Genomic DNA, 13339 nt, shown 5'->3' with positions numbered 1-13339 from the left:
CCACCGCGTTTATCTTCCGTGCGAGTCTCCTGGGACTGCCTGCGGCACGAAGTGCGGGGCGGGCACGGCGGTGCGCTGCGGGGCAGGTGCGAGTGCGCGCACGGGACACACGGCGGCCGGGACCGGACCTAGCGTGACGGCTCGGCGGTCGCGGTCCGCCTCTGTTTCGACGGCGAACACGGACCGCAGAACCCGTCGTCCGCAACGCGAGGATCCACACCGGAGACCCGAACCGCCCCCCTGCCGCATCGGAAGGAGCGCACCATGCGCAAACTGCTGACTGACGCGCTCCACACACTGGTACCGCCCAAGGACGACCGCCACGGCCCGCTGCCTCCCCTGCTGCTGACGCTGACGGTGGTCACCGGGCTGGTCGACGCGGTGAGTTATCTGTCCCTCGGGCATGTCTTCGTCGCCAACATGACCGGCAACGTGGTGTTCCTCGGCTTCGCGCTGGCGGGCGCCGCGAACCTGTCCGCGCTCGCCTCCGTCGTCGCCCTGGCCGCGTTCCTCGTCGGGGCGCTGGCCGGGGGGCGGCTCGGCACCCGGTTCGCCACGCACCGCGGGAATCTGCTGAAGACGGCGACGGCCGTGGAGACCGTGCTGGTCGCCGCCGCGGTGGCCGTCACCGCGGTCACCGACGGCCGGGTCGGCACGGAGGTGCAGTACACCCTGGTCGTGACGCTCGGGTTCGCTCTGGGCCTGCAGAACGCGGTCGCCCGGCGCCTCGGTGTCCCCGACATGACCACGACCGTGCTCACGCTGACCCTGACGGGCCTGGCCGCGGACTCCACCCCGGCGGGCGGCGCCGCGCCCCGGCCCGGTCGCCGGATCCTGTCCGTGCTCGCCATGCTGCTCGGCGCCTTCGCCGGGGCCGAACTCCTGCTCCACGGCCACCTGGTGCTCACCCTGGGCCTGGCCCTGCTGCTCCTGCTCGTCACCTCCCTGGCGACGCACCGACTGGCCGACGGCGACCCCGCCTGGACCGGATCGGGGGCGGCATGAGCGACGCCGCCACCGACTCGCCGTGGGCGCCGCTCGCGGCACGTGTCTTCCGGGCACTGTGGATCGCCCAGCTGGTCTCCAACATCGGCAGCTGGATGCAGACCGTGGGCGCCCAGTGGCTGCTCGTCGGTCACAGTGCCGCACTGGTGACGCTGGTGCAGACGGCGTCCGGGTTGCCCGTCGTCCTCCTCGCACTGCCCTCCGGGGTGGTCGCCGACCGGTTCGACCGGCGTGCGGTGCTGGTGACGGCCCAGTTCGCGATGCTCGCGGTGTCCGGGGCGCTGGCCGTGCTCGCGTTCCTGGACGCGCTGTCGCCGACGGCCCTGCTGCTCCTGACCTTCCTGCTGGGCTGCGGCACCGCGCTGATGGGCCCGGCATGGCAGGCCGTCCAGCCCGAGCTGGTGGAGCGGGAACGGCTCGGTCAGGCGGCTGCGCTGGGCGCCGTGAACGTGAACCTGGCCCGTGCCGTCGGACCCGCCCTCGGCGGGGCTGTGGTCGCGGCGGCGGGCGCGGGCTGGGTCTTCGCCTTCAACGCTGCGTCCTACCTGGGCATCGCGGCCGTCCTGCTGCTGTGGCGGCGCCCCGCCGCGGCGGCCGCCCCGCCCGCCGGGCATGAAGGTCTGCTGGCCGCCCTGTACGCCGGCCGCCGCTACGTCTGGAACGCGGGCGGCGTCCGCCGGATCCTGCTGCGCACGCTCCTGTTCATCCCCGGCGCCGCCGCCCTGTGGGCCCTGCTGCCCCTGACCGCGAGCCGCTCCCTCGGCCTCGGCTCGAACGGCTACGGACTGCTTCTCGCGGCGGTGGGCGTCGGCGCGGTCGGCGGCGCCTTCCTGCTGCCCCGCGTCCGTCGCCTGCTCAGCGCCAACGGCACCCTCGTCGTCGGCGCCCTGGTGTTCGCGGGGGTGCTCGCGGTGCTGGCCACGGTCCATGTGCCGTGGCTGGCGGCGCTCGCCCTGCTGCCCGCGGGCCTCGCCTGGATCGCCGTGCTCGCCACGCTCAACGCGGCCGTGCAGACCCGGCTCCCCGGCTGGGTCAGAGCCCGCGGACTGGCCGTCTACCTGCTGGTCTTCCAGGGTGGTCAGGCGCTGGCCGCGCCCCTGTGGGGCGCGGTGGCCGACTGGCTCGGGCTGAGCGCCTGTCTGCTGATCGCCGGCGGCGTGATGCTGCTGAGCGCGGCCAGCGTACGACGCTGGCCGCTGCGGGACGCCGAGGGCATCAACCCCACGCCGTCGGACCACTGGCCCGCGCCTCCCCTGGTGTTCGAACCCGGGGAGGCCGACGGCCCGGTCCTGGTCTCCGTCGTGTACCGCGTCCCGGCGGACCGGCAGGCCGAGTTCACCGACCGCATGCACCGGGTGGCGCGCTCCCGGCGCCGTACCGGAGCCCTGTCCTGGGGCCTCTACCAGGACGGTCACGACCCGGAGCGGTTCGTCGAGAACTACCTGGTGTCCTCCTGGGCGGAGCACGAGGCCCAGCACCATGTGCGGCTCACGGCCACCGACCGCCGGTTCGAGGAGGAGGCCCGCGCACTGCTCACCCCGGGCACCGCGCCCGAGGTGACGCACGCCTTCGACGCCTCGGGCGGACCGGCGGTGCCGCCCTGAGCCTTCCGGTCCGGACTCTCAAGGGCGGGGAATGTTGCGGAGGTTGGCCCGCGCCAGGTGGACCATGCGGCCGACTCCGCCGCTCAGCACCGTCCGGCCCGCGGCGAGCGCGAACCCGCTGATCTGCTCGGCGGTGATCTTCGGCGGGACGGCCAGGGCGGCGGGGTCGGTGACGACGTCGACCAGCGCGGGCCCGTCATGGGCGAAGGCCTCGCGCAGCGCGCCGCGCACGTCGGCGGGCTTCTCGACCCGGATCCCCCGCGCTCCGGCCGCCGTGGCGATGGCCGCGTAGTCGGTGTGCGGGTAGCTCGTGGCGTGCGGGGGCAGGCCGTCGACCAGCATCTCCAGGTCGACCATGCCGAGGGAGGAGTTGTTGAAGACGACGACCTTCACGGGCAGGCCGTACTGCACGAGAGTGAGGAAGTCGCCCATCAGCATGGAGAATCCGCCGTCGCCGGAGAGCGAGACGACCTGCCGGCCGCGGTCCAGGAACTGGGCGCCGATCGCCTGCGGCAGCGCGTTGGCCATCGAGCCGTGCACGAACGAGCCGAGGATGCGCCGGCGGCCGTTCGGCGTCAGATAACGCGCCGCCCACACACAGCACATGCCGGTGTCCACGGTGAACACGGCGTCGTCCGCCGCCTCTTCGTCCAGTACCGCGGCCACGTACTCGGGGTGGATCGGGGTCTGGTTCCCGACGTCGCGCGTGTAGGCGTGCAGGGCGCCTTCGAGGGCGTGCGCGTGCCGCTCCAGCATGCGGTCGAGGAACCGGCGCGACGGCTTCTCCCGCACGGCGGGCGTCAGGCATCGCAGGGTCTCGCCCACGTCGCCCCACACGGCGAGGTCGAGCTGGGTGCGTCGGCCGAGCCGCTCGGGCTGGACGTCGACCTGTACCGTGCGCACATGGCGGGGCAGGAACTCGCTGTACGGGAAGTCCGTGCCGAGGAGCAGCAGCAGGTCGGCCTCGTGCATGGCCTCGTACGCGGCCCCGTAGCCGAGCAGTCCGCTCATGCCGACGTCGTACGGGTTGTCGTACTGGATGTGCTCCTTGCCGCGCAGCGCGTGCCCGACCGGTGCCTTGACCTTCTCGGCGAAGGCCATCACCTCGGCGTGGGCACCGGCGACGCCCCGGCCGCAGAACACCATCACGCGCTCGGCGGCGTCCACGAGTTCGGTCAGGCGGGCGAGTTCCCGGTCGCCCGGGCGGATGGCGGGCAGGTCCAGAGGCAGGGTGAGCTCGGGGGCCGTGTCCGGGGTGTCCTCGGCGGCGGTGTCCCCGGAGAGGGCCACGACCGAGACCCCGCGGCGGCCGACGGCGTGCTGGATCGCCGTCTGCACCACGCGCGGCATCTGGTGCGGCGAGGAGATCAGCTCCGAGTAGTGGCTGCACTCGGCGAACAGGCGGTCGGGGTGGGTCTCCTGGAAGTAGCCGGTGCCGATCTGCCCGCTGGGTATCTGAGCGGCCAGCGCCAGCACCGGCGCCATGGAGCGGTGGGCGTCGTACAGACCGTTGATCAAGTGCAGGTTGCCCGGGCCGCAGGAGCCGGCGCAGGCGGCGAGGCGGCCGGTGAGCTGGGCCTCCGCGCCGGCCGCGAACGCCGCGACCTCCTCGTGGCGGACCTGGACCCACTCCACGGCGTCATGCCGTCTGACCGCGTCGACGACCGGGTTCAGGCTGTCCCCGACCACTCCGTACATACGGCGCACGCCGGCGCGCGCCATGAGGTCGACGTACTGCTCCGCGATGGTCTGCCTGGCCATGCCACTCCTTCGCCTTCGGCGGAACGGCGGGGGCCGCCGTGCCGCCGGTCAAGGTAACGGCCCGGTTCGAACCGGACTTGACCACCAGCGCACCGGATCGCTTCCGGCAGCGCACGCCTGCACGGTGGCCGGTCCCGGAGTGAACCGGGTGCGCTCTGGGGTGCCGGACCGGGCACTGCGGGGCAACGCCTCCGCCGCCGCCGCGACTAGCGTCACTTGCGAACCAGCCGCATCGGACATCCGCCAGGAGGCGCACCATGACCACCAGCTCCGAGCCCGGGAAAGCCCTGCAGCACAGTCAGCCGTGGCTGCACCAGAAGGGTGAGGTCATCCAGGAGTTCGGGACCGTCAAGCAGTTCCCCCTCGGCCTCTCGTACGAGGCGCGCATGTACTCCTGCCAGCGCCTCAACCGGGTCCTGGCGGACACTCAGATCCTCTACGGTCTCTACAAGAAGCACCACTGGCTGCTGCGCGGCGCGACCTTCTACCAGCTGCACCTGCTGCTGGACAAGCACGCGGACGACCAGCTGGCCCTCGTGGACACGGTCGCGGAGCGGGTCCAGACCCTGGGCGGGGTCGCGGTGGGCGACCCGCGGCACGTCGCCGAGATCACGTCGATCCCGCGTCCGCCGGACGGTGTCGAGGAGGTCCCGGCGATGCTCTCCCGGCTCCTGGAGGCCCACGAGACGATCCTGGTCGACGCCCACGACGCGGCCGCCCGGGCCGCCGAGACGGGCGACGACGGCACCAACGACCTGCTGGTCTCGCAGGTGATCCGCACCGGGGAGCTGCAGGCCTGGTTCCTGGCGGAGCACCTGGTCGACACTCCTCTGGTCCGCGCCTGAGGGAACCCTCGCGAGTCACCCACGCCCCGGTCACCGTCCGGCGGCGGCCTCCTCGGCGATCTGTCCGAACCTGGCGCCCATCGCCTCGGAGAGCGCCTGGGCGGCCGACAGCGGACGCACCATCACCGTGAAGTCGTCTATCTTCCCCTCCTCGTCGAAGTGCAGGAAGTCGCAGCCCTGGAGCTTCCGGCCGGCCACCGTCGCCGTGAACACGAAGGCGTGGTCGCGGCCGCCGGGGTCGGCGATCTCCCGGACGTAGGTGAAGTCCTCGAACACCTGGGACACCGCGCGCAGGATGGCCGCGGTGATCGCCTTGCCGGGATACGGCTTGAAGGCGACCGGGCTGGTGAAGACGACGTCGTCGGCCAGCAGCGCGGCCACCGCGTCCATGTCGCCGTTCTCGACGGCCTCGCGGAAGGGATGCATGGGTCCACCTCACCTAGTCAAAAAGTTGAGTATCTCCGCATGCTAGCGTGCCCCCATGGCTCTGCGGAACGCGGTGATGGCGGCCCTCCTGGAGGGCGAGGCCTCCGGATACGACCTCGCGAAGGGTTTCGACGCGACGGTCGCCAACTTCTGGACGGCGACACCCCAGCAGCTCTACCGCGAACTGGAGCGGATGGAGGCGGAGGGACTGGTCAGCGCACGTGTCGTGGAGCAGGAACGCAGGCCCGCCAAACGGCTCTTCGCGCTGACGGCGGCCGGCCGCGAGGCGATCCGCGCCTACACGGCCGAGCCCCTCGCCCGGCCCACCGCGGTCCGCGACGAACTGCTGGTCAAGGTGCAGTGCGCGGACGCCGGCGACCTGGAGGCGGTCCGGGCCGCCGTCGCCGAGCGGATGGCATGGGCCACCGCCAAACTGGCCCGCTACGAACGGATCCGGCAGCGCCTGCTCGCGGGGCGCTCGGAGGAGGCGTTCTTCGCCGAGGCGGGACGGGTCGGCCCGTACCTCACCCTGCTGCGCGGGATGGCCTTCGAGCGGGAGAACCTCCAGTGGGGGGACCTGACGCTGCGGCGACTGGCGCAACGGGCCGGTGCCGATAAGCAACAAATTGAATAGGTCGGCGGACGGGTGCCCCGTCCGCCGACCTCGGGTCAGCAGGTGGCCACGCCCGGCAGCCACGCCGGGCCCTTGATGTAGATGTTGGTCAGCCACGCGCCGTTGGTCAGCTTGGACCAGGCGTCGTTGGTGTAGCCGTCGGCCGTGACCGTCTGCGCGTGCTCCTGGCAGACCACGTTCACGGTGGTCGGCTGCGCGAAGTAGTCGACGACACCGGCGTTCACGTTGGGCTCGTCGTGCGTGCGCACCCCGGTGCCCCAGGTCTGGAACGCCGTGCTGCCCCCGCTCGGCGGCGGCGGGGTGTCACCGCCGCAGTCCGGGATGCCGGGCAGCTCCGCCGGGCCCTTGATGTAGATGTTGGTCAGCCAGGAACCGTCGGCCAGCTTCGACCAGATGTCGTTGGTGTACCCCTCGGCGGTCACCGTCTCCGCGTGCTCCTGGCACTGCACCGAGACCTGGGTCGGACCCGCGAAGGTGTCCACGACCGAGGACCGCACGCTCGGCGTGGAGTGCGTGCGCACCCCGGTGCCCCAGGTCTGGAAGGTCGAACCGCCGTCGGCCGGCGGTGGCACCGGAGTGCCGGACGGGTTGATGCGGACGGCGCCCGCGTAGTCGCCGCCGGTGCGCACCGCCGTCACCCGGATGTGCGTACCCGATTCGTACGCCTCCACCATCTGTCCGGCGCCCAGGTACATGGCGACGTGGTGCATGTAGCCGCTGCCCCAGAACATCAGGTCACCGGGGACCAGGGGAGCCGTGCCCTGGGCCGCCGAGAACCGGGCCGCGGCCTGCGGGCTGTGGTATTGGTCGTCGGCCGTGCCGTTGAGCAGGTCCCTGCCGGTGGCCCGGTAGTAGGCGTACCGCATCAGGCCCGAGCAGTCGAAGCCCTTGCGTTCGTTGTCGTGCAGGCTGTCCGGGTCGGAGCCGTCGTAGTAGCCGTACGTGGCACCGGGCGTGGCGCCGTGGCCGCCGCCCCAGCTGTACCAGACACCGATCTGTGAGCAGGCCGCCGCGACGGCGGCCTCGGCGGTGGCGGAGGCGCCGGAGGCCAGCACACCGCAGGTGGCGTCCTGGGCGGCACGCGGGGCGGTGACGGCGTGGGTGGCGGTGTGGGCGGTGGCGGCGTGGGCGGTGACGGACAGCAGCGGAACCGTCGCGAGAGCCGCCGCGACGACGACCGCCCTGCCGGGTGTGGTGAGCCTCAAGATGCACATCCTTTGTCGACATCCAGTCGGGGTGCGGGGGTCGGACGAACTGACCGGGCGCCGCGTCCCACCCCCGTCGGGACGCGGCACCCGGAACTCAACCGGCCAGCGCCGCGCGCATCTTGGCCAGCGCCCGCATCCGGTTGCGCTGGACCGTGCCGCGATGGGCGCCGAGCCGTTCCCCGGCCGTGTCGTGCGTGAGCCCCTCCAGGTCGACGAGGATCACCGCGGCCGCCTCCTTCGGCGAGAGCATGCTCAGCAGCGCGAGCGCGGTGGCCGAGGCCTCGTACGTGCCGAGCCCGCCGTCCCAGCCCGCCTCGGGCAGCCGGTCGGTGGTGCGCTCACGGCGGGAGGGGTGCAGCCAGGAGTCGCGCAGCAGGTTCAGCGCGACCGTGCAGGTGTAGGCGTACGGATGCTGCTGGGGCGTCAGGCTCCGGGCCCTGGCCCGCCGGGACAGCCGCAGATACGTCTCCTGCAGCAGGTCGTCGGCGTCGTGCGGGTTGCCGGTCAGCGCGATCAGGCGTCTGCGCAGCCGGGGCATGTCGGCGGTGAAGGAGGCGTCGAAGTCCCCAGGGCTCATGTGCTCGCGCACGCTCTCGCGTGGCTCCCGGGTACACGTGCCGCCGTGGCTTTCCATGGTCGTCCCCCGTCGGTCGGTCGGATGGTGCGGTGCTGGTCGTGGGTGCGGAACAGGCGGCGGACCGCGGGTCAGGCGGGCCGCACGGGTGCGGTGGCGGGGCCGTACCGGGCGGCCGGCGCCCCGGTCAGCAGCGCCCAGTACCGGTCGCCGTAGGACCAGTGCCACCACTCGGTGGGGTAGTTGACGAAGCCGGCCGCGGTCAGCGCCCGGTCCATCGACGCCCGGTGGGCGCGGGCCCGGACACCGATGTTCGCCGCCCCGGTACGGCAGGCCCCCGCGCTCTCCTCCGGTGTGGCGTTGACCTCCGTGCCCAGCGGCAGCTCGGTGCCGTCCGCGGTGCACAGGGTCAGGTCCACGGCGCCCCCGCTGACGTGCGGGGCCACCTCGGGCGGCGAGATGTAGGCGCTGGCCAGCTCGCGGATCAGGGCCGGACCGGCGTCGGGACGGGCCGCCCGCAGGGTCGCCGCGTACTCCTCGAAGTACCGGCGCTGCAAGCCCGGCGGCCGGTAGCCCTCGACCACCAGGAACCGGATCCCGTCCGGCAGCAGCGACTGCGCCCGCAGCAGCCGTCGCAGCACCGAGAGGCGCAGGTGCGCGTAACTGCCGTCGGCGTCGGCCTGGCGGCGGTCGAGCCGCAGGCCGGGGGTGTCGCGCAGATCGACCAGTGGTTCACCGCACTCCTGCACGGTGACCTCGGCGACCCGGGAGTCGGAGAGCGTGATGATGTCCGTCACGAGAAACAGCGTGCCCGCGGCCCCTGCAAATGCTCTGCAGGTTCCCTGCAAGCGCACCACCAGGACTTCTGCAGTCCGTGCGAGGCTACGCCGGCAGGTCGCCTTGCCGTTCCCCGGCCTCCCGTCCGCCCAGCGAACGGAACACCTCCAGCGCCTCGGCGCGGGCCCCGCGCGCGGCCTCGGTGTCACCGTCCGCCGACCACACCCGGGCCAGGTCCCACATCGTGCGCGCCCGCCACAGCGGCAGCCCCAACTCCGCCCACAGCGCGGCCGCGTGCTCCAGCGGTTCACGGGCGCCCGCGGTGTCGCCGTCGGCCAGCCGCAGCTCCCCGAGCGTGCGCAGCACCAGCGCCTCGCCGAACCGGTCCTGCCGCTCCCGGGCCACCGCCAGGCAGCGCGCCAGCCGCCGCCCCGCCTCCTCGGTGCGCCCCGTCCGCAACTCGACCTTCGCCAGCGCCTGTTCGGTGTACATCACGCCGAAGGTGTCCTGGAGCCCGGTGAAGACGCGCAGCGCGTCGTGCAGCAGCCGTTCGGCCTCCGGGTACCGTCCCTCGGCCCGGTCGCACAGCGCCAGCGACCGCAGCGTGAGTGCCTCGCCGTGCCGGTCGGCGGCGGCCCGGTACAGGTCGAGGGCCCTGGACAGCGCCTGCCGGGCCGGTCCGCCCCGGCCCTGCTCGCGGTGCACGTAACCGATGCCGTACAGCACCCGGGCCCGGGACCCGGCGTCCGCCGTGTCGCCGTACCGCTGAAGCGCGGCCTCCAGCAGCTCCAGTGCCTCCGGGTAGCGGGCCTGTTCGCGGCGGGCGGTGCCCATCCCGGCGAGCGCCACCGCACAGCCCCCCGGCGCATGGACCTCGAACAGCCGCAGTGCGTCGGCGAAGTAGGCGTAGGCGTCCTCGAACCTGTCCTGCTCGTAGCGGAGTTGGCCGAGGCCGACGAGCAGCCAGGCCTCGCCCTCGGCGTCGCCGCCGCGCCGCACCGCCGCCATGGCCGCCGTGTGGGCGCGGGACCAGGCGTCGAACTGGTTGTACAGCGCGGCCGAACTCGCGATCAGCGCCCCCGCGAGATCCCGGGCGGCGCGCGCCATGCCGTGCTCGGCGCAGTGCGTGACGGCGGCCAGCAGACCGGCCTGCTCGGCGGCGAACCAGGCCGCGGGCCGGGCGAGCAGCGACTCCTCGGTCTCCGGTTCGAGGGGGCGCACCGCGGCCGGTTCGGGGAAGTACCGGACCGCTCCGCCGGGGCCCCGGGCGGCGGCCTTGCGGGCCAGGTCCAGCCAGCTGGCGGCCAGCCGCAGGACCGCCGCCGCGCGGTCCTCGGCGCGTTCCTCGGACAGACAGCGCTCACGGGCGTGTTCGCGGGCGAGATCGTGGATGCGGTAGCGGGGCAGGCCGGTGCCGTCCACGCCGATGACGTCGATGAAGTGGCAGTCCACCAGCCGCTCGACGGCCTCCTCGGCGTCCTCGGTCCCTATGTCGAGCAGCGGGGCGGCGATCCAGGCCGCGAAGTCGGGCAGTTCCAGCAGTGCCAGCCGGCGCAGGGCCCGCCGCTCCTGCGGATCGAGGTCGGCGTAGCCGAGCTGCAAGCTGGTGCGCAACTCCAGGTCGCCCGCGCTGAGTTCGTTGAGGCGGCGGCGCTCGTCGCGCAGCCGTCCGGCGAGCCGGCCCGGCGCCCAGTGCGGGCGGGCGGCGAGCCGGGCGCCGGCGATGCGGACCGCGAGCGGCAGCCGCCCGCACAGGGCGACGATCTCGGCGGCCCGCTCCGGTTCGGTCCCCGTCCGTGCCTCGCCGGCCACCCGGCGCAGCAGTTCGAGTGCCTCGGCCTCGTCGGGCACCGCGAGGTCCAGATGGGCGGCGCCCTCCAGGGCCACCAGCCTGCGGCGGCTGGTGACCAGCACCGCCGAGCCGGGCCCCGGCGGCAGCAGCGGCCGGACATGGGCCTCACCGGAGGCGTTGTCCAGGACGATCAGGACCCGCCGGTGCCCGATGTGGGTGCGGTACAGGCCGGTCAGCTCCTCGACGCCGGAGGGCAGGGTGTCCGGTTCGACGCCCATCGCGCGCAGCAGCCGGGCGAGCGCGTCGGCGGGCTCCAGCGGGGTGGTGTCGGCGGCCCGCAGGTCCACGAACAGCCGCCCGTCCGGGAAGAGTTCGGCGGTGCGGTGGCCGACGTGCACGGCGAGGGCCGTCTTCCCCATGCCGGAGCGCCCGGAGATCACCCCGATCGGCGGGGCGGTCCGGCCGCTGTCGCCGACGCCGCGCAGCAGCTCCGTCGCCCACTTCACCTGGTCCGCCCGGCCCACGAAGTCGGCGATGTCGGGCGGCAGATGGGAGGGCGCCGGACGGGACCGCCCGCTTCTCGGGGCGGGTACCGGTACCGGCGCCGGGCGTCCGCTCCCCAGCACACCGGTGTCATGGGTCAGGACGGCCTGGTGCACCGCCCGCAGCTCCGGCCCCGGGTCGATGCCGAGCTCCTCGCGCAGGACCGTACGGCCCTCCTGGAAGACGCGCAGGGCGTCGGAGACGCGGCCGGTGCGGAACAGGGCGGTCATCAGCTGGCCGCGCGGCCGCTCCCGCAGCGGATGCGCGGCCACATGGCTGAGCAGCGGCGCGATCGCGGCGTCCGCCCGGCCCAGGTCGAGCGCCAGCCCGAAGGACTCCTCCTCGGCCACCAGCCGCAGTTCGGCGAGCCGGGCCGACTCGATGCGCGCGAACGACTGGCCGAGCCCCTCCAGCGCCTCCCGGCCCCGCCACAGCCCGAGCGCCTCCGCCAGCAGTGCGGCCGCCTCCTCGGTTCGCCCCGCGGACCGCCCCGCCGCGAGGAGTTCCTCGAAGCGGCGGGCGTCGACCTGGGCGGGTTCGAGGTCGGCGAGGTAGCCGGGGGGCCGGGTGCGGATCACCTCGGCCGCGTCCACCCGGGCCAGGGCGCGGCGCACGGCGGAGACATGGGTGGCGACCAGGGCGCCCGCGGTGGCCGGGGCGTCCTCGTCCCAGACGAGGTCCACCAGGCGCTCGGTGGAGACGACCTCGCCCAGGTGCACGACGAGCGAGGCGAGGACGGCAAGGGGCCTGGAGCCGCCGAGCGGGACCCGCCGGCCGCCCTCCCAGACCTCCACCGGCCCGAGCAGACGTACTTCGAACATCGATCCCCGATCGCCGCTCCCAGCGGATGCCGACAACGATATCGGCGGCCGCCGTCAGGGCAGGCCGGAATCCGGGCCGCCGTGTCCGGAACCCGCCCGTCGGATCGAGCGGGGGGAACCGGCGCGACGCCCGGTGTGCCGAACGGGACCGGGGTCCGTCGGTGCCGTGGGAGCTTTCCGCCCTCCTGTCGCAGTTGGCTGGATTCTGTGCGTGGCCATAGCAGCCCCTGTACGGGAGACCGGCGGCGGCCGGGCCTCGTATGACCGCGCTCGCGGATCCGCCACGAAATCCGCAGCGCCGGAAATTGCCCGCGACCGCAGGTCATACGAACGCCGGTCCTGCGGCGTCCACGGCTCGTAAGCACCGACCGCTCCGCCGTACGCCCCAGGGAGTCGCCCGATGAAGCGCACCGCCTCTCGCCGAAGCGCCGCGCGGCTGAGTGCCGTCGCGGCCCTGGCCGCGCTCGTCCTCACCGGCTGCGCCGGGGGGTCCGGCGACGGCTCGGCCCCGGCCGCCGGGCACCGCACCCGCGACCTCACCTACGCCGAGGACCTGCGCATCTCGGACGCCGAACAGCGCCTGGTCGCCCGGTGCATGGCCGGCCACGGCTTCCGCTACTGGACGGACCGCCCCCTGAGCCTGGCCGAGAGCAGGCCGCTCGGCTACGTCCAGGACGACGTGCGCTGGGCCCGTACCTACGGATACGGCAGCCGGATCACCGCCGAGGAGGACCGCGCCCGGCTGCGCAACCCCAACCTCGCCTACCGCAAGGGCCTCGGCGCCGCCCGCAGGGCCGCGTACGACACCGCGCTCGACGGCGGCCGCACGGCCGAGCTGTTGCGCACCGAGGTCCCCGGCGGAGGCAGGGTGAGCAAGCAGACCGGCGGCTGCGACGGCGAGGCGGAGCGGAAGCTGTACGGCGATCCGGGGACCTGGTTCCGGCTCGACACCACGGCGAGCAACCTGCGCCCGCTGTACGTCGGCAAGTTGCTGCGCGACCGGCGGTTCACCGCCGCCGTGCACGCGTGGTCGGCCTGCATGAAGCGGGCCGGCCTTCCCTACCGGGACCCCGACGCGGCCCGGCAGGCCACCCGGCAGCACCCCGCGGTCCAGACCCGGGCCGAGGAGGCGAGGAGCTTCGCCGCCGAGACCCGGATCGCGGTCGCCGACGCCACCTGCGCCCGCGAGGTCTCCCTCAGGTCCGTGGGCCAGGACCGCGAGGCCCACTACCTGGCCCAGCTGGACGGCGAGTACGGCGCCCGGCTGGAGGCCTACCGGCAGGTGCGCCTGAAGGCGCTGGAGCGCGCCGAACGGATCGTGCCCGCCCGCACCTGAGCCCTGCCGCCAC

Annotated in this window: 11 protein-coding genes; 5 read left to right on the top strand and 6 right to left on the bottom strand. The window is 73.8% G+C overall.

Going from position 1 to position 13339, the window contains the following annotated elements; genetic code table 11:
* The first annotated feature begins 264 nt into the window (after positions 1-264).
* Positions 265-1005 carry a YoaK family protein gene (locus AB0G52_RS26870; RefSeq protein WP_361339376.1) on the top strand — a complete coding sequence of 247 codons (741 nt, stop codon included), beginning with the start codon at positions 265-267 and terminating at the stop codon, positions 1003-1005.
* Entirely contained in the window at positions 1002-2609 is a 1608-nt protein-coding gene (locus AB0G52_RS26865) for an MFS transporter (protein ID WP_361339372.1), read from the top strand. Before AB0G52_RS26870 ends, AB0G52_RS26865 begins: the two co-directional genes overlap by 4 nt.
* A gap of 18 nt (positions 2610-2627) precedes the next feature.
* Here AB0G52_RS26865 and AB0G52_RS26860 read toward each other — a convergent pair whose 3' ends face one another.
* A complete protein-coding gene (locus tag AB0G52_RS26860; protein ID WP_361339369.1) occupies positions 2628-4370 on the bottom strand; it encodes a pyruvate dehydrogenase in 1743 nt (580 codons plus the stop codon).
* 257 nt (positions 4371-4627) lie between these two features.
* Here AB0G52_RS26860 and AB0G52_RS26855 point away from each other — a divergent pair, with 257 nt between their 5' ends.
* On the top strand, positions 4628-5215 hold the full coding sequence (locus AB0G52_RS26855; RefSeq protein ID WP_361339367.1) for a DNA starvation/stationary phase protection protein: 588 nt from the start codon (positions 4628-4630) through the stop codon (positions 5213-5215).
* Positions 5216-5245: 30 nt separating this feature from the next.
* On the opposite strand, the gene AB0G52_RS26850 is transcribed toward AB0G52_RS26855, so the two are convergent.
* Positions 5246-5641 carry a nuclear transport factor 2 family protein gene (locus AB0G52_RS26850; RefSeq protein ID WP_132887224.1) on the bottom strand — a complete coding sequence of 132 codons (396 nt, stop codon included), beginning with the start codon at positions 5639-5641 and terminating at the stop codon, positions 5246-5248.
* A 55-nt stretch (positions 5642-5696) separates the two neighbouring features.
* On the opposite strand from AB0G52_RS26850, the gene AB0G52_RS26845 reads away from it, so the two are divergent.
* Entirely contained in the window at positions 5697-6275 is a 579-nt protein-coding gene (locus tag AB0G52_RS26845; RefSeq protein WP_132887225.1) for a PadR family transcriptional regulator, read from the top strand.
* A gap of 35 nt (positions 6276-6310) precedes the next feature.
* Here the strand turns inward: AB0G52_RS26845 and AB0G52_RS26840 are convergent, their stop codons facing one another.
* The 4 genes from AB0G52_RS26840 to AB0G52_RS26825 form a co-directional block, all read right to left on the bottom strand.
* Positions 6311-7480, bottom strand: a complete 1170-nt coding sequence (locus AB0G52_RS26840; RefSeq protein WP_361339363.1) for an NlpC/P60 family protein — start codon at positions 7478-7480, stop codon at positions 6311-6313.
* Positions 7481-7577: 97 nt separating this feature from the next.
* The gene (locus tag AB0G52_RS26835) at positions 7578-8060 is read right to left on the bottom strand and encodes an RNA polymerase sigma factor (RefSeq protein WP_132887670.1); all 483 of its coding nucleotides are present in this window, start codon (positions 8058-8060) and stop codon (positions 7578-7580) included.
* Between the two features lie 128 nt (positions 8061-8188).
* Positions 8189-8854: a M15 family metallopeptidase gene (locus tag AB0G52_RS26830; RefSeq protein WP_132887227.1), complete on the bottom strand. Its 666-nt coding sequence runs from the start codon at positions 8852-8854 to the stop codon at positions 8189-8191.
* A gap of 85 nt (positions 8855-8939) precedes the next feature.
* Entirely contained in the window at positions 8940-11990 is a 3051-nt protein-coding gene (locus AB0G52_RS26825; RefSeq protein WP_132887228.1) for an AfsR/SARP family transcriptional regulator, read from the bottom strand.
* 400 nt (positions 11991-12390) lie between these two features.
* Here AB0G52_RS26825 and AB0G52_RS26820 point away from each other — a divergent pair, with 400 nt between their 5' ends.
* Positions 12391-13326, top strand: a complete 936-nt coding sequence (locus AB0G52_RS26820; RefSeq protein ID WP_361339358.1) for a hypothetical protein — start codon at positions 12391-12393, stop codon at positions 13324-13326.
* Positions 13327-13339 lie beyond the last annotated feature (13 nt).

It is taken from the genome of Streptomyces sp. NPDC021562 (assembly GCF_040640875.1).
In the GTDB taxonomy this organism is placed as follows: Bacteria; Actinomycetota; Actinomycetes; order Streptomycetales; family Streptomycetaceae; genus Streptomyces.
Note: the sequence above shows the minus strand (reverse complement) of the source record. Positions and strands in the feature narration are given on the sequence as shown.